23 protein-coding genes and 1 pseudogene are annotated in these 23,458 nt (G+C 61.9%); 14 read left to right on the top strand and 10 right to left on the bottom strand.

The window, feature by feature from the left end; translation table 11 throughout:
• Window positions 1–47 precede the first annotated feature (47 nt).
• The gene (locus tag NKI47_RS04060; protein WP_031211723.1) at window positions 48–1,058 is read right to left on the bottom strand and encodes a fatty acid desaturase; all 1,011 of its coding nucleotides are present in this window, start codon (window positions 1,056–1,058) and stop codon (window positions 48–50) included.
• Between the two features lie 228 nt (window positions 1,059–1,286).
• On the opposite strand from NKI47_RS04060, the gene NKI47_RS04055 reads away from it, so the two are divergent.
• Window positions 1,287–2,129 carry a helix-turn-helix domain-containing protein gene (locus NKI47_RS04055; protein WP_023676499.1) on the top strand — a complete coding sequence of 281 codons (843 nt, stop codon included), beginning with the start codon at window positions 1,287–1,289 and terminating at the stop codon, window positions 2,127–2,129.
• 89 nt (window positions 2,130–2,218) lie between these two features.
• On the top strand, window positions 2,219–3,235 hold the full coding sequence (gene bmt, locus NKI47_RS04050) for a betaine--homocysteine S-methyltransferase (RefSeq protein ID WP_352454606.1): 1,017 nt from the start codon (window positions 2,219–2,221) through the stop codon (window positions 3,233–3,235).
• 148 nt (window positions 3,236–3,383) lie between these two features.
• Here bmt and NKI47_RS04045 read toward each other — a convergent pair whose 3' ends face one another.
• From NKI47_RS04045 to NKI47_RS04025, 5 genes and pseudogenes are all read right to left on the bottom strand, one after another.
• Entirely contained in the window at window positions 3,384–5,501 is a 2,118-nt protein-coding gene (locus tag NKI47_RS04045; RefSeq protein ID WP_023676501.1) for a vWA domain-containing protein, read from the bottom strand.
• Between the two features lie 2 nt (window positions 5,502–5,503).
• Entirely contained in the window at window positions 5,504–6,064 is a 561-nt protein-coding gene (locus NKI47_RS04040) for an RNA polymerase sigma factor (protein WP_023676502.1), read from the bottom strand.
• Between the two features lie 68 nt (window positions 6,065–6,132).
• A pseudogene (locus NKI47_RS04035) lies at window positions 6,133–6,889 on the bottom strand (dienelactone hydrolase family protein).
• A gap of 104 nt (window positions 6,890–6,993) precedes the next feature.
• A complete protein-coding gene (locus tag NKI47_RS04030) occupies window positions 6,994–7,623 on the bottom strand; it encodes a hypothetical protein (RefSeq protein WP_352587665.1) in 630 nt (209 codons plus the stop codon).
• Window positions 7,624–7,771: 148 nt separating this feature from the next.
• Window positions 7,772–9,346 (bottom strand): trimethylamine methyltransferase family protein, encoded by a 1,575-nt coding sequence (locus tag NKI47_RS04025; RefSeq protein ID WP_352587662.1) that lies wholly within the window; start codon window positions 9,344–9,346, stop codon window positions 7,772–7,774.
• Window positions 9,347–9,654: 308 nt separating this feature from the next.
• On the opposite strand from NKI47_RS04025, the gene NKI47_RS04020 reads away from it, so the two are divergent.
• A complete protein-coding gene (locus NKI47_RS04020) occupies window positions 9,655–10,353 on the top strand; it encodes a cobalamin B12-binding domain-containing protein (protein WP_023676506.1) in 699 nt (232 codons plus the stop codon).
• Between the two features lie 81 nt (window positions 10,354–10,434).
• Here the strand turns inward: NKI47_RS04020 and NKI47_RS04015 are convergent, their stop codons facing one another.
• Window positions 10,435–10,575 (bottom strand): entericidin A/B family lipoprotein, encoded by a 141-nt coding sequence (locus NKI47_RS04015; protein WP_023676507.1) that lies wholly within the window; start codon window positions 10,573–10,575, stop codon window positions 10,435–10,437.
• Between the two features lie 64 nt (window positions 10,576–10,639).
• On the opposite strand from NKI47_RS04015, the gene NKI47_RS04010 reads away from it, so the two are divergent.
• A complete protein-coding gene (locus tag NKI47_RS04010; protein WP_023676508.1) occupies window positions 10,640–11,281 on the top strand; it encodes a DUF1638 domain-containing protein in 642 nt (213 codons plus the stop codon).
• 15 nt (window positions 11,282–11,296) lie between these two features.
• Here NKI47_RS04010 and NKI47_RS04005 read toward each other — a convergent pair whose 3' ends face one another.
• Both NKI47_RS04005 and NKI47_RS04000 read right to left on the bottom strand, forming a co-directional pair.
• Window positions 11,297–11,830 carry a hypothetical protein gene (locus NKI47_RS04005; protein WP_023676509.1) on the bottom strand — a complete coding sequence of 178 codons (534 nt, stop codon included), beginning with the start codon at window positions 11,828–11,830 and terminating at the stop codon, window positions 11,297–11,299.
• Window positions 11,831–11,871: 41 nt separating this feature from the next.
• Window positions 11,872–12,783, bottom strand: coding sequence for an NAD-dependent epimerase/dehydratase family protein (locus NKI47_RS04000; RefSeq protein ID WP_352587659.1), 912 nt, complete (start codon window positions 12,781–12,783; stop codon window positions 11,872–11,874).
• A 122-nt stretch (window positions 12,784–12,905) separates the two neighbouring features.
• On the opposite strand from NKI47_RS04000, the gene NKI47_RS03995 reads away from it, so the two are divergent.
• The 10 genes from NKI47_RS03995 to NKI47_RS03950 all read left to right on the top strand — a co-directional run bounded on the left by NKI47_RS03995 (window position 12,906) and on the right by NKI47_RS03950 (window position 22,403).
• Entirely contained in the window at window positions 12,906–13,481 is a 576-nt protein-coding gene (locus tag NKI47_RS03995) for a DUF4893 domain-containing protein (RefSeq protein ID WP_023676510.1), read from the top strand.
• An 82-nt stretch (window positions 13,482–13,563) separates the two neighbouring features.
• On the top strand, window positions 13,564–14,346 hold the full coding sequence (locus NKI47_RS03990; protein WP_352587656.1) for a formyl transferase: 783 nt from the start codon (window positions 13,564–13,566) through the stop codon (window positions 14,344–14,346).
• 43 nt (window positions 14,347–14,389) lie between these two features.
• The gene (locus NKI47_RS03985; RefSeq protein ID WP_352587653.1) at window positions 14,390–15,301 is read left to right on the top strand and encodes a fatty acid desaturase; all 912 of its coding nucleotides are present in this window, start codon (window positions 14,390–14,392) and stop codon (window positions 15,299–15,301) included.
• A 235-nt stretch (window positions 15,302–15,536) separates the two neighbouring features.
• Complete coding sequence (locus NKI47_RS03980; protein WP_352452105.1) at window positions 15,537–15,839, top strand: virulence factor; 303 nt, start codon at window positions 15,537–15,539, stop codon at window positions 15,837–15,839.
• The gene (locus NKI47_RS03975; protein ID WP_352454616.1) at window positions 15,832–16,455 is read left to right on the top strand and encodes a methylenetetrahydrofolate reductase C-terminal domain-containing protein; all 624 of its coding nucleotides are present in this window, start codon (window positions 15,832–15,834) and stop codon (window positions 16,453–16,455) included. The genes NKI47_RS03980 and NKI47_RS03975 overlap by 8 nt, the downstream gene beginning before the upstream one ends.
• The gene (locus NKI47_RS03970) at window positions 16,452–17,543 is read left to right on the top strand and encodes a methylenetetrahydrofolate reductase (RefSeq protein ID WP_023676515.1); all 1,092 of its coding nucleotides are present in this window, start codon (window positions 16,452–16,454) and stop codon (window positions 17,541–17,543) included. Before NKI47_RS03975 ends, NKI47_RS03970 begins: the two co-directional genes overlap by 4 nt.
• Window positions 17,544–17,623: 80 nt before the next feature.
• A complete protein-coding gene (locus NKI47_RS03965) occupies window positions 17,624–18,598 on the top strand; it encodes a methyltetrahydrofolate cobalamin methyltransferase (RefSeq protein WP_023676516.1) in 975 nt (324 codons plus the stop codon).
• A 113-nt stretch (window positions 18,599–18,711) separates the two neighbouring features.
• The gene (locus NKI47_RS03960) at window positions 18,712–20,781 is read left to right on the top strand and encodes an ASKHA domain-containing protein (RefSeq protein ID WP_352452107.1); all 2,070 of its coding nucleotides are present in this window, start codon (window positions 18,712–18,714) and stop codon (window positions 20,779–20,781) included.
• Between the two features lie 187 nt (window positions 20,782–20,968).
• A complete protein-coding gene (locus NKI47_RS03955; RefSeq protein ID WP_352587649.1) occupies window positions 20,969–21,151 on the top strand; it encodes a hypothetical protein in 183 nt (60 codons plus the stop codon).
• 268 nt (window positions 21,152–21,419) lie between these two features.
• Window positions 21,420–22,403, top strand: coding sequence for an alpha/beta hydrolase (locus NKI47_RS03950; protein WP_352587646.1), 984 nt, complete (start codon window positions 21,420–21,422; stop codon window positions 22,401–22,403).
• Between the two features lie 6 nt (window positions 22,404–22,409).
• Here the strand turns inward: NKI47_RS03950 and NKI47_RS03945 are convergent, their stop codons facing one another.
• Entirely contained in the window at window positions 22,410–23,309 is a 900-nt protein-coding gene (locus NKI47_RS03945; RefSeq protein WP_023676521.1) for a LysR substrate-binding domain-containing protein, read from the bottom strand.
• Between the last annotated feature and the right edge of the window lie 149 nt (window positions 23,310–23,458).

Genomic DNA, 23,458 nt, shown 5'->3' with positions numbered 1-23,458 from the left:
GTCAGGAAAGCGTCGTCCGCGCGGCACCGCCTGCAACAACGCAAGAATCATTCTTTCGGCGGCTCGGCGGGTACCGGTGCGCTGCCAAGCCCATTGAGGCTGCGTGCCCTGACGCGCGGCTTGAATGCGCGTCCTGGTTCCGGCATGCGCCGCAGCACGGGATGGACGACCGGCTCCTTCGCCTTGAAGGCATAGGCCTTGAGCAGCGCGAAATAGTTCGGATAGGCGTAGCCATTGTTCATCCGCAGCCATTCGTCACGGCGGTCGCGAAACACCTTCGGCAGCCTGTACCAGGCCACCGTCGGGCTCTTGTGATGGACGAAATGCAGATTGTTGTTGAGGAACAGGAAGGACAGCGGCGAGCGCTCGACGATGATCGTGCGGCCTTCCGGATGTTCAGACCATTGGTGCTCGGCGTAGGTGCGGATCGAAATCAGCGATTGTCCCAGCCATACCGGCACCAGAACGTAAAGCCACAACGGCATGCCGAAGCCGAACTGCACGATGGGCAGCACCACGACGAGGCCGATCGCATGCAGCAGCCATGCCTTGCGGATGGAATTGTCGCCCGCGGCAACCTGCCTGGCGTCGTCGATGAAAAAGCCGATGCAGGAAAGCCACGGGCCTAGCACCAAACGCCCGATCATCGTGTTGTTGACCTTCAGCAGGAATTTCATCGCCGACGGCAGCTCCTCGTGCTGCCAGAGAGCCTTGTAATAGCTTTCGGGATCGTCGAGCGGATCGGTCAGGCGCTCGTCTGCATGGTGGCGCAGATGAATGGTCTTGAATCGGCGAAACGGCCAGACAAGGCCAATCGGCAGGAACACAAAGGCTTCGTTGAGCCGCGCATTCCGGGTTGGGTGGCCGTGCAGGACCTCGTGCATCAGCGAGGATTGCAGCGCCGCAATCAGGGTCAGAAAGGCGAGTGCCAGCAGCGGGTAGGATGGCCAGAGCAGGAAGCCGGTAGCGAGCCAGCCGCCGTAGCAGAGAAGTGCGAGAAATACGGTCGGCCATTCGATGCCCGCTGCGCCGTGTCGCCTGTTGCCCATGCTCGTCATGCTATCGACCACTGCCTTCCAGTCGCCGGAACCCGTTTGATTCCTGACAGCATTGTGTCAGGAGCGTTGCATCGCTGCAACGCGATAAAGCGCACAAACTGTTGCGATTGCGCATTTTCAGCTGCAGATGTTATCTATTGTAAACAAGCTCGTAGATTCATTTGCGCTCGAAACGCCATGTAGAGCGCTTCGGCGCAAAATTTTGCTCACGTCAGGGAGAGTAGAGATTTGGACAAGCGCGACCTGTCGACGATCTTTCGCGAGCGCCTGAAAATGCTCTTGACAAGGTCCGATTTGAACCAGTCGGCCTTCGCCGCCGCGGTTGGCATCGACCGTTCGGCACTGTCGCAGCTGCTCTCCGGCGCCTCGACCCGCCTTCCCCGCGCCGAAACGCTGCTCAACATCGCCGCCGAATTCAAAGTCTCGCTCGACTGGTTGCTCGGCCTCAGCCACGACGAGGGTGTTACCGGCGAAATCCGCGAGAGCCTTGAGATCGAGGAGGCGCCGGACGGCTTCGACCGCACGCTGCTGGCTCGCTGGCATGCCGAGGCGGCGGGAACGAAAATCCGCTACGTGCCGGCCGGCATTCCCGATCTTCTGCGCACCGAGGCGCTTGTCGACTACGAAGCCGTCATCGCCAACAAGAGCCGCGAGGCACAGGCCGGCGAAACGCAGTACCGCATCGACTACAACCGACGGCCCGAAACCGACATGGAAGTCTGTATGCCGCGCCACACGCTGGAGATCTTCGCGCGTGGGCTGGGCGTGTGGGACCGCTTTCCGGAGGCCGACCGCCACCAGCAGCTCCTCCATATGGCGACGCTGCTCGACGACCTCTATCCCACCTTCCGCCTGTTTCTCTATGACGGGCGGATGCGCTATTCGATCCCCTACACCATCTTCGGGCCCTATCGCGCCGCCATTTACGTCGGCGACATGTATCTGGTGCTGAACGCCACGCAGCCGATCCGCACCCTGACCAGCCATTTCGACAATCTGATCCGTGCCGCGGACGTCAACGCGCATGAAGCGGCCAGCTTCACACGAAAGCTGGCGGAGATGCAATTTTGACCGGTTGCTCTACGTGCCGACATTGACGGCACATAAAGAATTCTTTATATCCTTATCTCAGTTATTCTTCCGGGAAGGCGTATTTTCACATGACCAATCCGATCGACGCTCTGCTTGCCGAAAAGGGCGTCCTGCTCGCCGATGGCGCCACCGGCACCAATCTGTTCGCCATGGGCCTTGAGGCCGGAGAGGCTCCCGAGCTCTTGAACGAGACCGCGCCCGACACCATCACCAGCCTGCACCAGAACTTTGTCGATGCCGGCGCCGACATCATCCTGACCAACTCTTTTGGCGGCACCCGCCATCGGCTCAAGCTGCACCACGCGCAGGACCGCGTCTATGCGCTGAACAAGCGCGCGGCCGAGATCGCAAGCGCCGTCGCCGGCAACGCTGGCCGCAAGGTGATCGTGGCCGGCTCCGTTGGCCCGACCGGCGAGCTGCTGGTGCCGCTCGGCGCCATGACCTATGACGAGGCGGTCGAAGCCTTTGCCGAGCAGATTGAGGGGCTGAAGGCCGGCGGCGCCGAAGTCGCCTGGATCGAAACCATGTCGGCGCCTGACGAAATCCGCGCCGCCGCCGAAGCCGCCATCCGCGTCGGCCTGCCCTATACCTATACCGGCTCCTTCGACACCGCCGGCCGCACCATGATGGGACTGCTGCCGAAGGACATCCACGGCGTCGTCGACGGCCTGTCGCAGACACCGCTCGGTGTCGGCGCCAATTGCGGTGTCGGCGCCTCCGACATTCTCGCTTCGCTGCTCGACATGACCGAGGCGAAGCCGGAAGCAACGGTGATCGTCAAGGGCAATTGCGGCATTCCCGAATTTCGCGGTGCCGAGATCTACTATTCCGGCACACCCGAGCTGATGGCCGACTATGTGCGCCTCGCCGTCGATGCCGGCGCCAAAATCGTCGGCGGCTGCTGCGGCACCTCGTTCCAGCACCTCGCCGCCATGCGCAAGGCGCTCGATGCGCACACCAAGTCGGATCGCCCGACCGTCGAGCAGATCGTCGAACGCATCGGCCCGATGCGCAACAAGCAGGCTACGGTCAACGTCGCCGAGACCAGCGAAGCCCGCCGCGAGCGGCGCCGCGGACGCGCCTGACGCTTTCGTCTGCGACATGGTCCGCGCGAAGCAGTGCGGCCGCGAAAAAAGGCCGGCAAGGTTTCCCTCGCCGGCCTGCCTCACCCGCCCGTAGGCCGGCTCCCCCTATCAGAACGATCCCATCTGAAGAAACCGGCCGTCATTGCCACTACCGGTTACCGCCGAGCGCCGAGGCAAGGCGCACAAGCGAGAGGAACTCGGACCGGTATCCAAACGGGTCGGCTCCTCTGGCGGCGGTGGCAATCTGCATGATCTTGTCGTAGCCGAACTTCGCGGTCGCATCCTCGTCGCGCAGCTTCTGGCCGAAGGCAGCAACGGCAACGGAGAAACGCTGGTCGGTGCTGGCCTGGTCGAACGACGCCACCTCGTTGGTTGACGTTACCGGCGTGGTGATCAGCTTCGAGGTGTCCTCGTTCGGCAGCTTGTAACGGATCTTGACGAAAGCATATTCGTCGGCATTGGCGACACCGCCATTGTTCACCGAGGCCTGGCCGTAGCGCAGCTGGTCGATCTGTTCGCCGCCGCTGCCCTTAGGCGTGATCTCGTAGATCGCGGTGACTGAATGACCTGAGCCGATCTCGCCGGCATCGACCCGGTCATTGTTGAAATCCTCTCGGTTCAAGGCGCGGGTTTCGTAGCCAATCAGCCGGTACTCCGAGACCTTGTTCGGGTTGAACTCGACCTGGATCTTCACGTCCTTGGCGATGGTGAACAGTGTCGAGGAGGCATCCTCGACCAGCACCTTCTCGGCCTCCGCCAACGTATCGATGTAGGCAGCAGTGCCATTGCCGTTCTGGGCGATGGTCTGCATCATCTGGTCGTTCAGATTGTCGCGGCCGAAGCCGAACACCGACAGGAATACGCCTGTCTTGCGCTCCTTTTCGATCAGCCGCTTCAGGTCGTCGTCGTCGGTCTGGCCGACATTGAAGTCGCCATCGGTGGCGAGCATCACCCGATTGATGCCGTCCTTGACGAAGGATTTCTGCGCCAGCCTGTAGGCTTCCTTGATGCCGGCCTCGCCTGCCGTCGAGCCGCCGGATGTCAGATTGTCGATGGCAGCGAGGATCTTGTCCTTTTCCGAAGCCTTGGTGGGCTCCAGCACGGTACCGGCATCGCCCGCATAGGTGACGATCGAGACGGTGTCGTCAGGTCTCAGCTTGTTGACAAGCAGCCGGAAGGCCGACTGCAGGAGCGGCAGCTTGTCCTGCTCGTTCATCGAGCCCGACACATCGATCAGGAAGACCAGATTGGCCCTGGGCTGCTCGGCCGGCTTCACGTCGAAACCCTTGATTGCGACATGCATCAGCCTGGTGTGCTCGTTCCACGGCGTCGGCATGACGCTGACGGTCGAGTGGAACGGCGTCGAGGCGGAGTCCGGTCCCTTCCAGGCATAAGGGAAGTAGTTGATCATCTCCTCGACGCGAACCGTGTCGGCCTGCGGGATAAAGCCTTCCTTCAGCGAGCGCCGGACGAAGGAATAGGAAGCGGTGTCGACATCGATCGAGAAGGTCGAGACCGGGTCTTCAAGTGCGGCATGCACCGGGTTGGTCTTGAAATTCTCGACGCGGTCGCGGTTTTCCTCTTGCGGCAGCATCTGGTCGGCCGGCGCAGCGGCGGGCTGCTGTGCCATCAGCTTGGGCTCGGCAACCGTGCCAGGCACGCGTCCGACCCGCGCGCCGCCATCGACTGCCGGAGCCGCGGAGCTTGCACCCCCATCCAACGCGAACTCGCCGCTCTGCGCCGGTTCGGGTGCATTGCGGCTGAGCACATCCTGCTGCGTCAGCCCGCCGACCGCGGTCGATTCCGCCTTCGGCGGCGATGTCGGCGCCACAAGCGCCTCGCCGGTGTCGCGGCTTTCACTGTCGGCGTCCGCCTTCTTCTGCTTGTCCGCTTCGGCAACGACCGGCGGTTTGACGGTCGCCGGTTTGTCAGCCAGCGTTTCGGTGATCTTATCCCCGCCGAATTCGGGCCCGCCGAATTTGGATTCCCCCAGCATATAAATGGTAGCGTATCCGGCGATCGGCAGGGCAACGAGCCCGGCAATGGCCGGCGTGGCGAAGAGTTTCTTTTGCATGATTTCGCTCCAGAGCCTTTGTGCTCGCTCTGTGAGACGAAGCCCGCTCACCGATCCTTGGGCGCCCGGCAAAGTTTTTTCTTCCATGTCATAGGCGCGCAGCGCGGCCTGGAGGGCACGCGCCTTTGCGTCCGCGTCCGGCGCCGGTGCTGCGATGTCGCGCAGTCTGTTCAGTTCGTTGTCGTCGACCATGGTCACACTTCCCCGGCTGAACGCATCAGCGTCTTCAGCCGTTTCTTCGCTTCATGGATGTGCCAGGAAACCGTCGTCTCCGAGATCGCCATCGCCTCGGCGGCGGCGGCGTGGCTCAGCCCTTCGCCATAAACCAGCAGCACCGCATCGCGCTGCTTGTCCGGCAGCTTGCGCACCGCTGCCCAGAGCGTCTCGGCCGGGTCTTCCGGCTCAGCCGAGATTTCCCCCGAAATCAGCGCATAGGCGCCATAGGCCTCGGTCTTGACCGTCTCGCGGGCGGTCTTGCGCATCATGTCGCGCGCCGCATTCAGCGTCATGGTGTAGAGCCACGTCGTGAAGGCACCGCTGCCGTGATAGTCGCGGATCGCCCGCCCGAGCCGGACGCAGACTTCCTGGGCGATGTCCTCGGCGTCGGCCTTTTTCCCGCACCAACGATAGGCGGCGCGATAGACGAAACCATAGTGCCTTTCGAGCAACTTGCCGAAAGCACCCCGGTCTCCGCCCTTCGCCCGTCCGATCAGTTCGGCGTCGGAGGCTTCGCTTTCGTCCAGCATCATCGCCATCATTTGCCTGTTGGACGAAGGCTAATGGCGGTTCCTTGGGGCGATGGAAAGAATTTTTTGGCGGGCGGTCACGTCGTAATGGTTGGCGTGCCTTGGCCGAGCGTCTCCGCAAACAGCGTCGTCAGCCGCTTCCAGTGGCGTTCGGCGCCGGCTGCATCGAAGGCACTATGGTCCGGCATGCACCAGCCATGCGCCATGCCGGCATAGTTCTCTATGACATGATCGACCTCGGCGGCGCGCAGTGTTTCGGCCAGCCGCGCCGATTGCTCCGGCGGAAAGCTGCGGTCCACACCGGCAGTGCCGATATAGACCCTTGCCTTGACCGAGGCGGCCTTCCGATGCGGACTGTCGGCTGCGTCACCAGCCAGATTGCCGCCGTGAAAAGTGGCCGCGGCGGCGATGCGATCGGGATTAGCTGGCCGCCGCGTTCAGCGCCCGCGCTCCGCCCATGCAATAGCCGACAATGCCGACCGGCCCGGTTAGGCCCTGGGCAGCGAGCACATCGAGGAAAGCGCCGCTGTCGCGGATCGTCATCTCCTGGGTCGTGCCGCCCAGGAGACCTGTGATGGCGGCCTTGCTCCTCTCGTCGCCGAACGCAGTCTTGGGATCGAACGGACCGTAGGGCGCATTGCGGTAAAAAAGGTCCGGCACAAGCACCGCATAGCCCTCGCCCGTAAGCCGCTCCGCCATCTGATCAAGCGCCGGTCGCGGACCGAAAACGTCCATGTAGAGGATGATCGCTGCCTTGGCTGGGGCCGCCGAACGGTACAGCCGGGCCTTGGCAATGCCGTCGCTTGTCTTGATCTGCATCGCTTGCGTGGCCATCATCCGCTCCGTTGATCTGACGTGCGATAGATACCCGCGGTGACCGTCGCGGCAAGCTGTAATGAGGCGATCTGCTTCAAGATTTCGTGCGGCATTCGGCGACGCTACAGACGCGCGAATGCTGCCATGTGAAAGGCCTGAACCTCGGCCGGATAGCGATAATCGGTAGCGTAAGGACAGGCGTTGCGTTCGAGGCAGCCGCCGGTCCGGCAGGGCGCGCCGTTTTGCCCGCGCACATGGGCCAGACAGGTTTCATGTGCAAAACCATTCGCAGAATAAGCCTCGACCGGACAGGATTTCAGGCAAGGTTTTTCCAAACATGTATCGCAAAGGTGAATCACGTCGTGGGGTTCTTGGAGCGCAATCTCATTTTCGAACAGCAGCGCGCCGCGATAGGCATGCCAGAGCCCGTATTTCGGATGCATGAGAATGCCGAGCGGCGACGGCTTCAGCCCCTCCGCACGCATCGCCCATTGCTGGAACGGCAGATAAGGCCTGTCGGACGGTGACACGGCGCGCGCCCCGAATTTTCCGGCCACCGCGCCGATCACTTCGCGCGACCATCTGTCGAGCGGATCGTCGATCGGCTGTGACTGTTTCTCCAACCAGCGCAGGAAGTGCGGCCAAGGTGCGGCACCCGCCTGCCCCACCAGCAGCACGGATTTGGCGGCGACGCCGGAGAGACCGGAGGGTGTTTCTTCACCACCTGCAAAATTGAAGCCGCCGCGAAGCATGAGGCCGGAGGCGGAAAGCGCTGCCGCGATGGTTTCAGTCATGCCGCGCTCGGGATCACCCCTTCTTGTCCGGGTCGGAGAAGGCACTCCGCCAGACTTCCTTGTGGATGATGTTGGCGACTTTAGCCCCGCCTGATTCGGGCTCCTTTCAGGTGAAGGCGTCGGCCATCGACGACTTCTTCCTGGCGATGAAGTCCTTCAGCCCATCGTCGATGCCCGGATCGAGATACGGCGCCTCGTAGCTTTCGAGCCAGCGGCGCGCGAGCTCGTTGGCGCGCTGCGGCGCGGTTTTTTCGCCTTCGGCCAGCCACTGCTCGTAGGAATTGTTATCGGCGATGTTGGAGCGGTAGAACGCGGTCTGGAAATTGGCCTGGGTGTGATCGCAGCCGAGATAGTGGCTGCCTGGGCCGACCTGGCGGATGGCATCCATCGCCTGGCCGTTTTCCGACAGGTCGACACCCTCGGAGAACTTCTGCGTCATGCCGAGCTGGTCGATGTCCATCATGAATTTTTCGTAGCAGGAGGCGAGACCGCCCTCGAGCCAGCCGGCCGAATGCAGCACGAAGTTGGTGCCGGCGAGGATCGTCGAGTTGAGCGTGTTGGCGCTCTCGTAGGCGGCCTGCGCATCGGGGATTTTTGAAGCACAGAGCGAACCGCCGGTGCGAAACGGCAGGCCGAGCCGACGGGCAAGCTGTGCGGCGCCATACGAGACAAGCGACGGCTCCGGCGTGCCGAAGGTCGGCGCGCCAGACTGCATTGAGATCGACGAGGCGAAGGTGCCGAACAGCACCGGCGCACCCGGCCGGATCAGCTGTGTGAACGACGCCCCGGCCAGAACCTCGGCCAAAACCTGGGTCAGCGTGCCGGCGACCGTCACCGGGCTCATCGCACCGGCAAGGATGAACGGCGTGACGATGCAGGCCTGATTGTGGCGCGAATAGACCTTCAGCGCTCCCAGCATGGTCTCGTCGAAGACCATCGGCGAGTTGGCATTGATCAGGCTGGTCAGCACCGTGTTGTTCTCGACGAAATCGTCACCAAACACGATCTTGGCCATCGCCACCGTATCTTCAGCGCGCTCGGGCGCGGTCACCGAGCCCATGAACGGCTTGTCCGAATATTTGATATGGCTGTAGACCATGTCGAGATGCCGTTTGTTGACCGGCACGTCGACCGGCTCGCAAACCGTGCCGCCCGAATGATGGATCGACGGCGCCATATAGGCGAGTTTCACGAAATTCCGGAAATCCTCGATCGTCGCATAGCGCCTGACGCCGTCGAGATCGCGCACGAAGGGCGGTCCATAGACCGGCGCGAACACTGTCGCGTTGCCGCCGATCTGCACCGAGCGCTCGCCGTTGCGGGCGTGCTGGGTATAGACGGACGGAGCGGTCTTCAACAGCGAGCGGCAGAGGCCCTTGGGGAAATGCACCCGCTCGCCCTTGACGTCGGCGCCCGCCTCTTTCCAAAGCTGCAGCGCCTCGGCGTCGTCGCGGAAGATGATGCCGATCTCCTCCAGCACCGTGTCGGTGTTCTTTTCGATCAGCGCCAGCCCTTCCTCGTCCAGCACTTCATAGACGTTGATCTTGCGCTTGATATAGGTGAGCTGTGTGCCGGGGCCGCCGCCCGAACGTGCAGCCCGTCGGGCTGCGGCGCCACCGCTGGCAGCGCGCCCGCGCCGTGCGTTTGACGCTTCCTGATCGACCGGCGCGTTCTCACTCATAATCGTTCTTCCCTGGCTTTCGTTCTGGCCTGATTTACTCCGGCCGGGCTCTTGCACCGGCCTGAAATCCGTTTGCGGCCGCATATTGCGGTCTCTGGCCGGATCGTAGCCATGCACCCTATTCGAAACGGCCCGCCAGCGCCAACGCCTGTCGCAAAATCGACAAGAATTCCAAGAGATTTACGGTCGCTTTCGTTTTGCGGGAAGTCGCAAATCAGCTATGGACAACCGGCCCGTGCGGGTTAGGTATTGACGCGATATTTTTAAGCTGCCGCAACAGTTGTAGCCGGCAAGGAGCCTGAGAAAAAATGGCCGACGACGAGATCATCCTTTCGGAACTCTCCGACGACGAGTTGGTGCAGCAGATGCACGACGATCTTTATGACGGGTTGAAGGAAGAAATCGAGGAAGGCACCAATATCCTTCTCGAGCGCGGCTGGGCGCCTTACAAGGTGTTAACCGAGGCTCTGGTCGAGGGCATGCGCATCGTCGGCGAGGACTTCCGCGACGGCATCCTGTTCGTTCCCGAAGTGCTGCTGTCGGCCAACGCGATGAAGGCCGGCATGTTCATCCTGCGTCCGCTGCTTGTCGCCACCGGCGCGCCGAAGCAGGGTAAGATGGTGATCGGCACCGTCAAGGGCGACATCCATGACATCGGCAAGAATCTGGTCGGCATGATGATGGAAGGCGCCGGCTTCGATGTCATTGACCTCGGCATCAACAATGCGGTCGAAAAATATCTCGATGCCATCGAAAAGCACCAGCCCGACATCATCGGCATGTCGGCGCTGCTGACGACGACCATGCCTTACATGAAAGTCGTCATCGATACGATGAAGGAAAAGGGCATTCGCGATGACTATGTCGTGCTGGTCGGCGGCGCACCGCTCAACGAGGAATTCGGCAAAGCCGTCGGCGCCGACGCCTATTGCCGCGACGCCGCGGTGGCGGTCGAGACCGCCAAGGACTTCATGAAGCGCAAGCACAACGTCCGCGCTTCGGCCTGAGCCAATAAGTCCGGCACCGACGAGAAAAGCCGCGCCTTGCAGTGCGGCTTTTTTATTCCCAAATATTTAGAGCCGTGCGGATCAGGGTTTCTTGACGGTATCGTCAACAGCCTTCGCAGTGGATTTGATATCCTTACCGACGCCGCGCACCGTGTTGGCGCAGGCCGAAACAGCCAAGGCGCAGGCGAGAATAGCGATTGGCGCGACGCGGAACAATTTCATGAATGGTGTCTCCCTCAGGATATAAATTCGCTGGACAGCAACGAAGATGGATTAGACTGGTTCCATGACTACCGCGCGAAAACAACAATCCGATCAAGGCGACAGGCTGCTCGTCATCGCCTGCGGGATGATTGCGCGCGAAGTTTTGGCGGTCAAGGAGCAGCTCGGGCTCGACCATCTCGACCTGACCTGCTTGCCGGCGGAGTTCCATTTCTATCCGGACCGCATCGCGCCGGCCATGGACAAGGCTATCGAGAAGGCCAAGACCGACGGCTACAGACACATATTCGTCGGCTATGCCGATTGCGGCACGGGTGGCCTGCTCGACCGGATCTGCGAGAAGCACGGCGTCGAGCGTATGGCCGGGCCGCATTGCTTTGCCTTCTACCAGGGCATGGATGCCTATGCGAAGGTCGCCGATGACGACATGATGTCGTTCTACATGACCGATTTCCTCTGCCGGCAATTCGATGCCTTCTTCATGAAGCCGCTCGGTCTGGACAAGCACCCGGAGCTGATCAAGGACTATTTCGGCAATTACGAGAAGCTGATCTATATCGCCCAGACCGACGACCCGGAACTCGACAAAGTCGCCGAAAAGGCGGCGAAAATGCTCGGCCTCGCTTATGAGCGGCGCTCGACCGGCTATGGTGACCTGACGGGCGAACTTAAGCGGGTGGCCTCACATCCGGAGGACGTCCGTTAGACGCCCCGCTTCGGATTATTTGCTCGCCGGTTGCGGATCCGACACGAAATCGACAACGCGGCCGTTTTCTAACCGGATCGGTCCCCTTGCAGTTGGATCCTTGCGCAACGCCTCTGCAATCAGGGCTTCGACGGTGTCGAGGTTGACTTGCAGAATTGAGGAGTCGCCCAGTTCCCAGTACTCGCCTTCATCAAAGACATCGAGCTTGTCGAAAAGAGGAGCAACTTTGCGGAGCAGCTCGATGATTTCGATATGCGCGTCCGACCCGGCAAACTGGGTCTTACAAAATTGCTGCATGAAGAGGTGCCTGTCGAACTCGAACCGAAGGGGCTCCGACTTGGGATGCGGCAGAAGCTCTATTCCTATAACCGGGCCGAGATAGTCCACGCTGCGTTCATCAACGACCCGATGGAGAACCATTTCGGCTTCGTCTATTTTCCGAAACGGCCAGCCTCGAGTGACAGCAAACGCCTCCACTTCCCGCAATAGCACAGCGTAGTGCTCGTCTTCGCGCAGCTGTCCCTCAAAATGGATCGTCACCCCCAACATGCACCTCCCCGCGCAAACGTTTTGCGATGATAGCCGCGCTTCTATTCGATCGCCAGGGCGGCAAGCACATCGGCAAAGCTCGTCTTGCAGACGAAACCCAGCCGCTTCCTCGCCCGCGACGCATCGTAGACCCGGTCGATCGACGAAAACATCGTCCAGCCTTTCTTCGTGTAGAGTGCCGGATAATCCGGAAAATAGCGCGCGACGACCGACGGCGCGTCGGCGATCAAGGCCGCGCAATCTTCGGGCTGGAAAGGCGTCGGTGCCGAGATGATGAAAGTGTCGAAGCCCAATTGCGGCGCTTTCTCCAGGGCAGCGATGTGGGCGTCGGCTGCGTCCTCCACCGTCAGCCGGCGGAACAACAGCTCATTGGCCTTGGTGTTGGCATCCGACTGTTCGATCACGTGCGCCATGTCGTCCGCCTCGGGAAAAAACCGGGCGGTGCGCAACACGATCACCGGCAGGCCGAACTGCAAATGATAGAGCCGGCAGAGCTGTTCGGCTGAAAGCTTGGTGACGCCATAGATGTTGCGCGGTTCAGGCGACATGTCTTCCGTCAGCCATGCCGCCTTGCGCGCCCCGCCGGTGAAGCCGGTGCGTATGGACTCGGAAATCATCAGCGATGTCGTCGACGTAAACACGAAGCGCTGAACGCCAAAAGCTGCTGCCGCATCGAGCAGGTTGAGCGTGCCGCGCACATTCGTCTCGACGAAATCCTCGTTGCGATGACGTTCGATGTCAGGCTTGTGCAGCGCGCCGCTATGGATGATGGCCTCGATGCGGTTCTCCTCGACCGCCCTCATGACCAGGTCGCGATCGGCGACTGAGCCGACGATTCGCGTTTCCGAGGATGGGACGGGATCGAGGCCGGTGACGTCATGACCAAGAGCCCGCAGGCGCGGCGCCAAGGCGCTGCCCAGCCAACCGGACGATCCCGTCAGCAAGATCCACATTCTTTTGCACCTCGTTTCTGCTGTCGATGCTCAGGCACGGATGACAGAACGCGGCGAAACATTAAGGTATGCGCCAGACAAGAAAACAGCCTGCTCCAGCCAACAAAAGGGAAACGCCACCGATGATCGCTCGCCTCATGTTTGCCGCAGCAACTGTCCTCTGCTTGACCATGCCCGCGTTGGCCGATGGCGAGGTGCAGAAGCTGATAACGGCTGCCGACAAGGCGCGGCTCAACAAATATGGCGAGACGCGCAAGGCAGCGCTTGACGAGGCGAAGGCCGGCGATCCCGCCGAGGTCAAGCAGCTCGACGCTTTGCTGGCAAAGCCGCTGGTTCCCTTCTCTGACAGGGACCTGACCGGCAAATGGCAATGCCGCACCATCAAGGCCGGCGGATTGAGCCCGCTCGTCATCTATGGCTGGTTCAAATGCAAGGTGAGTGACGACGGCTCCGGCTGGAGACTGGAAAAGATCACCGGCTCGCAGCGCACCAAGGGCCGCTTCTTCGACGATGGCGAGAAACGCGCGATCTATCTCGGTTCCTTCCACGTCAACGACGATCCGGCAAAGCCCTACGGCAGCGGCCCGGAAAGCGATCAGGTCGGCTATGCCTTCCGCAACAGCGCCAGTGAATGGCGCATCGAGTTCCCGGCGCCCTATTACGAATCGAAGCTCGATATCCTCGAATTCAAGCGCTGAGCCCCGATCACCAGGGGTTAACCCGGTCAGCCTAGCATTCGCGCGCAAAGAACAGGTTCTTTGCGGGGGGGGGTCGCAGAGCATGGCACTGTCGAAAACAAACCAACGGCCGATCGTCGTCGTCACCGAAGGCGGCCCGCATATCTGGGCGATCGTCAACGCCGTCGCCGATCAACTCGGCCCGGTCAGCGTCATCCTCGAAGCTCCTGAATCCAAAAAGCAATTGCTTCTCGCGCGGGCGCGGCGGCAAGGCTGGACCTCGGCCATCGGTCAACTCGGCACGATGGTGCTGACGCGCCTCGGCAAGCGCTTCTTCGCCGGCCACGCAGCACGGCTTGCCGCCGGGCAGAAGCTGCAAACCGAACCGAAGCCTGGGCAAAAGATCATTTATGTCTCGTCGGCCAACGCGCCGGAGTGCCTGCAGGCGATCGCGGAAATCCAGCCGGGTGTGGTGCTGCTCGCCGGCTGCCGCTTGCTGTCGCGGCAGACGCTGGCGAAAATCCCTTGCCCGGTCCTCAACTACCACGCCGGCATCGCCCCGAAATATCGCGGCATGAACGGCGGCTACTGGGCGCTGGCTTCAGGCGATGCGGAGAACTTCGGCACCACCGTACATCTGGTCGACGCCGGCGTCGACACTGGCGGCGTGCTGCGGCAGACGCGTGGCAAACCGCAGCCGGGCGACACAATTTCAAGCTACGCGTTGCGGCAGGCGGCCTTCTCGCGCGACATCTGCGTCGAAGCGGTCAGGGATGCGCTGGCCGGCAAGGTCGGCACGGTGGATCCCGGCCTGCCTTCGAAACAATGGTATCATCCGACGGTATGGTTTTATCTCTGGACGGGGATAAGGAACGGCGTCTGGTGACGCGCCGATTTACCGGACAGCCACCCGCCACTAACATTGCATCATGAGCGACATCGACCACCGCACCATCATTGCCGGCCTTTCGGTCGAGGACCGTCGCGACCTCACCGCCAGGGTTGACCGGCCAGGCATTGTCCGGCTGGCGGTCCATGCCGGGCTGGTTATCCTGCTAGGCGCGCTGATCGCCGCCCGCATCCCGTTCTGGCCGCTGCTCGTCTTGCCGCAGGGAATCCTGATCGTCTTCTTCTTCACGCTGTTGCACGAGACCATCCATGAAACGGCGTTCAGGACGGCGTGGCTCAATCGCGCTGTTGCCGCCGTGGCCGGCTTCCTGATCCTGCTGCCGCCGGAATGGTTCCGCTATTTCCATTTCGCCCATCACCGCCATACGCACGACCCGGACAACGACCCCGAACTGATGGCCCCGAAGCCGGAGACCATCAGCCAATATCTGCGCTATCTGTCAGGCGGCCCCTATTGGATCGCCATGGGCCGTGTGATCGCAACCAATGCGGCGGGCCGCAACCGCGACGGCTTTGTGCCGGAAAAGGGCCGCGGCAAGGTGGTTGCCGAAGCACGGCTGTTCCTGATCGGCCATGCGGCATTGCTGGCCGCATCGCTCGCCGCGCAGTCGGCGCTGCTGTTGTGGGTCTGGATCTTGCCGGTGCTGGTCGGACAGCCGTTTTTGCGTGCCTACCTGCTGGCCGAGCACGCGTTGTGCCCGCATGTCGCCAACATGCTCGAGAACACCCGCACCACCTTCACCACAAGGCTGGTGCGCTTCGTGGCTTGGAACATGCCGTACCATTCCGAGCACCATTCCTATCCGGCCGTTCCCTTCCACCGCCTGCCGCGCTTCCATGACATCGTCGCGGAGCATTTACGCACGACCGAACGAGGTTACGTGCGCTTCCACAGGAAGCTGGTCGGCAGCTACGATGGCCGCGCCGGCTGACCAGTGCTGGAAGAAACTCCGCTTTCAACCGCGGCCGTCGATTGCGTCGCTTTTGAAGGCCCCCGCGTCGTCCCATAACAAGCAGCCCAACAGCGCTTCCGGCAATGCTCGAAACCACTGCATTGGCCAAAAGATCGGAATCGATCTTCGGAGAGCACGATGCAGCGGAGTTAAATGGTAGAGCATCGTTTGTGCGTCCGATTGGACGCACGGCGCTCTGCAGGAGCAGGAAATTATGGCCGATCTGATCGTCGTCTACTGGCGCGACATCCCCGCCCAGGTCATCGTCAAGAAGGGCCGGCAGAACGCCAAGCGCGAACTGCCGCTGCGCTTCACCGAGGCGATCGACATGTGCGCCATGCGCACCGGCGCTGGCGGCACCGACGACTATCTTGCCGAATGGCGCAAGGCAGAACCCCTCCCGGTCAGTGACGATCTTGAAGCCGAGGCCGAGAAGGCTCTTCAGGAACTTGATGCGAAATACGACCGTGAGCGGCTGGTCGCTCTGGTCAAGGCGGGGGGCAAAGAAAATGTCTGATCCCCAATCAATGCCGGCGACGACGGCTCAAGCCGGCGTGACCCAGGCGACCATCGTCAAGAAGGCGGCGCCGAAATCCGACTACAAGCCGGCCGACGTGTCGCCACAGCGGCGTGTGCAGCGCTCTTTCGCGGTGCGCCTTTGGTCTGTGCGGCATTCGCGGCTGCTCGAATGGTTCTATGGCAAATTCGCCGACATGTTCCTGCTCCTCCATCCGCTGTGGAAGGGCATCGGCTACAGCCGTGTCGAAGGGCCTGTGAAATTCGTCGAAAAGCGCGTCAAGGGTTTCATGTTCGACTGCCGCATGTGCGGCCAGTGCATCCTTTCCTCGACCGGCATGTCGTGCCCAATGAACTGCCCCAAGCAATTGCGCAACGGCCCTTGCGGCGGTGTCCGCGCCAACGGCAATTGCGAGGTCGAGCCTGACATGCCTTGCGTCTGGGTCAAAGCCTGGGAAGGTTCGCGGAACATGGTGCATGGCGACAAGATTTTGGAAGTGCAGAAGCCGGTGGATCAGTCCTTGCGCGAAACCTCCGCGTGGCTGCGGGTCACCGCGCAGGCCGCGGCCGCCCGCAATGCGGCCCGGAATACTACGAAGACCGGAGCGTCGGCATGATCGGCCGTCAGCCAGACGAGAATCCGGCCGGCATCCATTTGCCGCTCGATCCCCTGCCCGGCCACACCTCGCGTGGCCGGCTGGAACGCGTCCTCAGGCGCGGCGAGTTCGCAGTGACGACCGAGCTCAATCCGCCTGACAGCGCCGATCCGGAAGACGTCTACAACCGCGCCAGGATTTTCGACGGTTGGGTCGACGCCATCAATGCCGTCGACGCTTCCGGCGCCAACTGCCACATGTCGTCGGTCGGCATCTGCGCGCTGCTGACCCGCATGGGCTATGCCCCGATCATGCAGATCGCCTGCCGCGACCGGAACCGCATCGCCATCCAGGGCGACGTGCTTGGGGGTGCTGCGATGGGCGTCGCCAACATGCTGTGCCTGACCGGCGACGGCGTGCAGGCCGGCGACCAGCCCGGCGCCAAGCCGGTGTTCGATCTCGACTGCATGTCGCTGCTCGAAACCTGCCGCGTTATGCGCGATAACGGCAAATTCCTGTCCGGCCGAAAACTCACGACGCCGCCGCAGCTTTTCCTTGGCGCGGCCATCAACCCGTTCGCGCCGCCGATCGATTTCCGGCCCTATCGGCTGGGCAAGAAGATCGCCGCCGGGGCACAGTTCGTGCAGAGCCAGTACTGCTTCGACGTACCGATGTTCCGCACCTACATGCAGAAGGTCCGCGATCTCGGCTATACCGAGAAATGTTTCATCCTGTGCGGCGTCGGGCCGCTGGCCTCGGCCAAGACGGCCAAATGGATCCGCTCCAACGTACCGGGCATTCACATTCCCGATCAGATCGTCAAGCGCCTGGAAGGCGCCCAGGATCAGAAGAAGGAAGGCAAGCAGCTCTGCATCGACATCATCAATGAGGTGAAGGAAATTCCCGGTGTATCCGGCGTCCATGTGATGGCCTACCGCCAGGAAGAATACGTCGCCGAGATCGTCGACGAATCCGGCGTGCTGAAGGGTCGCCGGCCGTGGAAACGCGAAATCCGCCGCGACGACCAGCTCGTTGCCGACCGGCTCGACCACATACTGCATGACGACCTCACTGAAACCCAGGTCGACATGGTCAAGACCGCGCATTGACAGCGCGAATCGTCAGCATTCGCTTGATCAGAAACAGATAACGATATAAAGAACTCTTTATATCACGATGGAGAGATTTCATGACCCGGACCATCGTCGCCTCGGCGACACGAGAAATCATCATCGGCTTCGATCAGCCCTTCTGCGTGATCGGCGAGCGCATCAACCCGACCGGCCGTAAGAAACTGGCCGCCGAAATGATCGCCGGCAATTTTGAGACCGTCATCAAGGATGCGCTGGAGCAGGCCGCCTGTGGGGCGACCATGCTCGACGTCAATGCCGGCGTCACTGCAGTCGATCCCAACGCCACCGAGCCGGCGCTGCTGGTGCAGACGCTGGAGATCGTGCAAGGCCTGGTCGACCTGCCGTTGTCGATCGACTCCTCCGTGACTGCGGCAATCGAAGCGGCGCTGAAGGTCGCCAAGGGCCGGCCGCTGGTCAATTCCGTCACCGGCGAGGAGGAAAAGCTCGAAGCCATCCTGCCGTTGATCAAGAAATACAACGTTCCCGTCGTCGCCATTTCCAACGACGAGACCGGTATTTCGATGGACCCCGATGTGCGCTTCGCCGTCGCCAAGAAGATCGTTCAGCGCTGTGCCGACTTCGGCATTCCGGCGCATGATGTGGTCGTCGACCCGCTGGTCATGCCGATCGGCGCGCTGGGCGATGCCGGCCGCCAGGTATTTGCCCTGCTACGCCGGCTGCGCGAGGAGCTCAAGGTCAACACCACCTGCGGCCTCTCCAACATCTCGTTCGGCCTGCCGCACCGTCATGGCATCAACGCCGCCTTCATCCCGATGGTGATCGGCGCCGGCATGACCTCGGCGATCATGAACCCGGTGCGGCCGCAGGAAATGGAAGCGGTGCGCGGCGCCAACGTGCTGAACGGCACCGACGAGAACTGCACCAACTGGATCAGGACCTACAAGGACTACAAGCCTGCTGAAGGCGGCCAGGCCGTTGCCGCCCGGACGCAGGTCAACGCGCCGGGCGATGGCAATGGCAATGGCGGACGCAGGCGCGGCGGCCGCGAAGCGCGTATGGCGCGGGGTTGAGCCAGGTCTTGGCCGACACGATATGGGGCCTAGGACTGGGGAGGAACCGAGACACAGCGGCATCGCTGCCGTGGCCAAGACCCGAGCTGCGTAGAAAGTAAAGTCTGGAACGTATGAACTCTCCCGTCAACATCACCGATCCGCTCGTGCTGTTCATGCCGTCGGGCAAGCGCGGGCGGTTTCCGGTCGGCACGCCGGTTCTGGATGCCGCGCGCCAGCTCGGTGTCTATGTCGAGAGCGTGTGCGGCGGGCGTGCCACTTGCGGGCGTTGCCAGATCGAGGTGCAGGAAGGCAATTTCGCCAAGCACAAGATCGTTTCCTCCAACGATCACCTCTCGCCCAAGGGCGCCAAGGAAGAGCGCTACGAGCGCGTACGCGGCCTGCCCGAGCGCCGCCGGCTGTCCTGCTCGGCGCAGATTCTCGGCGATCTTGTCGTCGACGTGCCGCAGGACACCGTCATCAACGCGCAGACCATCCGCAAGGACGCCGACACCAGGGTCATCGCCCGCGATGCGGCAATCCGCATGTGCTATGTCGAGATCGAAGAACCCGACATGCACAAGCCGCTCGGCGACCTCGACCGTCTGAAGATCGCGCTGATGAAGGACTGGGGCCTCAAGAGCCTCGATTTCGACTTCCATCTGTTGCCGCAGGTGCAAGGTATTTTGCGCAAAGGCAACTGGACCGCGACCGCCGCCATCCACAAGGACACCGACAGCGAGACCGCACGGGTCATCGCTTTGTGGCCCGGCCTCAAGAACGAGGCGTACGGACTTGCCTGCGATATCGGCTCGACCACGATCGCCATGCATCTGGTGTCGTTGCTGTCGGGCCGCGTCGCCGCCTCGTCGGGCACATCCAATCCGCAGATCCGCTTCGGCGAGGATCTGATGAGCCGTGTCTCGTACGTGATGATGAACCCGGACGGCCGTGAAGGTATGACGGTCGCCGTGCGCGAGGCCATTTCGGGGCTTGTGGACAAAGTCTGCACCGAAGGCAACGTCCAACGCAACGACATCCTGGATTCCGTGTTCGTCGGCAATCCGATCATGCACCATCTGTTCCTCGGCATCGATCCGACCGAGCTCGGCGGCGCCCCCTTCGCGCTAGCCGTCTCCGGCGCCGTGCACATCAAGGCATCGGATATCGGTTTGAAGCTCAACCAGGGCGCCAGGCTCTATATGCTTCCTTGCATTGCCGGCCATGTCGGCGCGGACGCTGCCGCAGTGACGCTGTCGGAAGGGCCGCACCGCCAGGACGAGATGATGCTGATCGTCGATGTCGGCACCAATGCCGAGATCGTGCTCGGCAATCGCCACCGGGTCGTGGCGGCCTCATCGCCAACTGGCCCGGCCTTCGAAGGTGCGGAAATCTCCGGTGGCCAGCGCGCCGCACCGGGTGCCATCGAGCGCGTCCGCATCGATCCTGAAACGCTGGAACCGAAATACCGCGTCATCGGCTCGGAACTCTGGTCCGACGAGCCGGGCTTCCTCGACAGCGTGCAGGCGACCGGCGTCACCGGTATTTGCGGCTCCGGCATCATCGAGGTGGTCGCCGAGATGTATCTCGCCGGCATCATCTCCGAGGACGGCGTCGTCGATGGATCGCTGAGCGGCCACTCGCCTCGCGTCGTCGCCAATGGCCGCACCTTCTCGTATGTGCTGAAGGAAGGCGAGCCCAAGATCACCATCACCCAGACTGATGTGCGCGCTATCCAGCTTGCCAAGGCCGCCCTTTATGCCGGCACCAAGCTTTTGATGGAAAAGCAGCACACCGATCATGTCGACCGCATCCACTTCGCCGGCGCATTCGGCTCGTTCATCGACCCGAAATACGCAATGGTGCTGGGCCTGATTCCGGATTGCGACCTCGACAAGGTCTCAGCCGTTGGCAATGCGGCCGGCGCCGGCGCCCGCATGGCGCTGTTGAACCGTGGCTATCGCCGCGAGATCGAGGAAACCGTCAGCAAGATCGAGAAGATCGAGACGGCGCTGGAGCCGAAATTCCAGGAGCACTTCGTCTATGCCATGGCGCTGCCGAATAAGATCGACCCGTTCCCCAAGCTCTCGGCGGCGGTGAAACTGCCGCCGCGCAAGACGGTGAGCGAAGACGGCATTGCCGGCGACGCCGCTCCGCGGCGGCGTTCGCGCGAAGGCCACGCCGCGCGGCGCGGGCGGGGATGACTCGCCTCCGATAGGCCGTCAGACCTTCCATTTTTCATTTGTATGCAAATGTTTCCAGATCGCGCCGATCTGGAAACGAAATCGCGTTTTCGTGAAATCCGCCAGATACATAGGCGGAGCATTTAACCGGCATCGAACGGCAGGCGGAAACAGTTTTCGGCCACCGCAACGCTCCAAGGAGATCAAGATGTCGATGTTCGAAAGCTTCGGCCGCTATGGTGCGGCCTTCAAGAAAACACGCGAAGCGCGCAAGTCGCTGCGCATCCTCAACAGCTTGCCGCCTGAGATCCAAAAGGACATTGGCTGGCCGGTGTCGCCGCGTTCGAGCGAAAGGCAGCTTTCGGTCGGATGGGGCATGCAGCGCGGATGAAATTCATCGACAATGCAAGCTGCTCGGTATTCGCCGGAGCCGCAATGCGGCTCCGGCTGCACCCAGCAATTGGCTGCGCGCCGCGTTGCTGCCGCGGCGTTGAGCTGCGCCGGTAGGCCAGAGACTTCATGGCCGGACGCTTTGTCGACAGCTGGGATCAAACGACCGTGTTGAGATTGCATCAATCTTGACTTTTTTGGTGGCGACACAATCTTCGAAATAGTCGGGGGGTTCTCTTAGTCGGCTCAGCCGAAGTCCGTGTATCTGCATGCCCAGTCTCAAAAGCCATGTCGTGTCGTTCGTCCTCAGGTACAGCCGCAAGAAGGCGTTTTCCAGCCCCGAGAACCTGCAGCGCTGGATCGCCTATGCGCGCAAGACGGAAAACCATCAGCCGCCTGCGTCGCTGCGGTCACGCCTGGAGATCACAACCCGCACGATCAACGGCTTTCCCGTCTACGAGATCGCGCCCAAGGCTGGCGAGCGGAAGCGGATTCTCTACCTGCACGGCGGCGCTTACGTCTTCGAAATCACCCCCTATCATTGGCGGCTGATCGCCGACATGGCCGACCGTCTCGGGTTCGGTATCACTGTGCCGATCTATCCCATTGCTCCCGAACACGATTTCCACGCCATGTTTGGTATGGTCGGCGCTGTCTACCGCCTGATGTTCGGCGAAACCAGCGCGAATGACATCATCTTCATGGGCGATTCCGCCGGCGGAAACATGGCCGTCGTGCTGACGATGATGGCTGCGCAAAATGGCCTGCCCTTGCCATCACGCCACGTGCTGATTTCGCCCGGTCTCGACGTGTCGCTCGCCAACCCAGAAATGTATGAGGCCGAACGCAACGATCCGTGGCTGGGCATTGCCGGCGGCCGCGAGGCGATCCGACTTTACAGCGCCGGCATAGATCCCACCGACTGGCGGATCAGCCCGGTTTACGGCGACCTGTCGGTGCTGCCCAAAACGCTGCTGCTGACCGGTTCACGCGATCTGCTCACCCCCGACAATCTGATCTTCGCGGAAAAGGCGCGCGCGGCCGGCGTCGAAATTGAGATCGTCCACGAGCAAGGCATGTTCCATGTCTGGCCGTTGATCGACATGCCGGAGGCGCGACGCGCGCGGGACAGTATAGTGGCCTTCTTGACCAACGAAACTGACAGTTACCATGCCAAGGCAGGAGAGTTGTCGCTGCAGAGGACAGGCCGCGACGGAACCCCTCGCGATCTGGTTGCGCCGCTCAGGTCGTAGTTTGGGTCAGAACTTCCCAGTTTCCCTGAACATCTCAAACGTCGCGCGGATATGGTCGGCGACTGCCTTCACCGGCGCGCTGGCGTCCGGCGTCACCACCATGGCGAGGTTGTAGGTGCCGATGTCAGGCATGCCGTCCTTCGGGCACAGCTCGACCATGTCGCTGCCGAGGAAGGATTTCGGCAGCGGCGCCACCGCAAGATCCGCCATGATCGCGGCGCGCTGGCCGGCCGTGTGCGCGCTCATATAGGCGATACGGTAATTGCGGCCCTCGCGGCCAAGCGCCTCCAATGCCCCTGCCCGCCAGGCACAGCCCTCTTCCCACAATGAGACCGGCAGCGGCTCGCGCAGATGCGCGCAACCGCCCTTGGCACCGGCCCAGACGATCGGCTCTGTGAGCAGCACTTCGGCGCCGATCGCGCTGGTCTTGTAGGAGTTGGTGAGCAGCGTGATGTCGAGCGCCCGGTCGTCCATGCGCCGGCGCAGATTGACGCTCTGGTCGATGGTGACGTCGACCGCGATCGATGGATGCGACTGTGCGAACCGCTTCAGCACATGCGGCAGCACACGTTCGCCGTAATCGTCCGGCGAGCCGAGCCGCACCACCCCGACAATGTCTGGAATGATGAACTTCGACACCACCTCGCGATTGATCGACAGCAGCCGGCGCGCATAGCCGAGCAGCATCTCGCCATCGGTGGTCAGCGTCACCGAACGGGCGTCGCGCGCGAACACCGAGCGGCCGAGAATGTCCTCCAGCTTCTTGATCTGCATGGAGACGGCCGACGGCGTGCGGAAGACCGCATTGGCCGCAGTGGTGAAGCTGCCGGTCTCGGCGATCGCGACGAAAGTGCGCAGAACATCCAGATCGAGCAGCGGCAGCGGATGATTGAGTGGGGCGTTCATGGCAAGCGACCTTCAATTTTTCTGATGCAAACCATCATTCCATTTCGTTTGATTGAACATCAGTTTGGGAGGATAGTCAACTCCATCGAAGGCAGGACGCATCGAAGTGGTCCCGAAACAACCATGACACGGACCTGCAATCGACACGA

The organism is Mesorhizobium sp. M0633 (assembly GCF_040320645.1).
In the GTDB taxonomy this organism is placed as follows: Bacteria; Pseudomonadota; Alphaproteobacteria; order Rhizobiales; family Rhizobiaceae; genus Mesorhizobium.
Note: the sequence above shows the minus strand (reverse complement) of the source record. Positions and strands in the feature narration are given on the sequence as shown.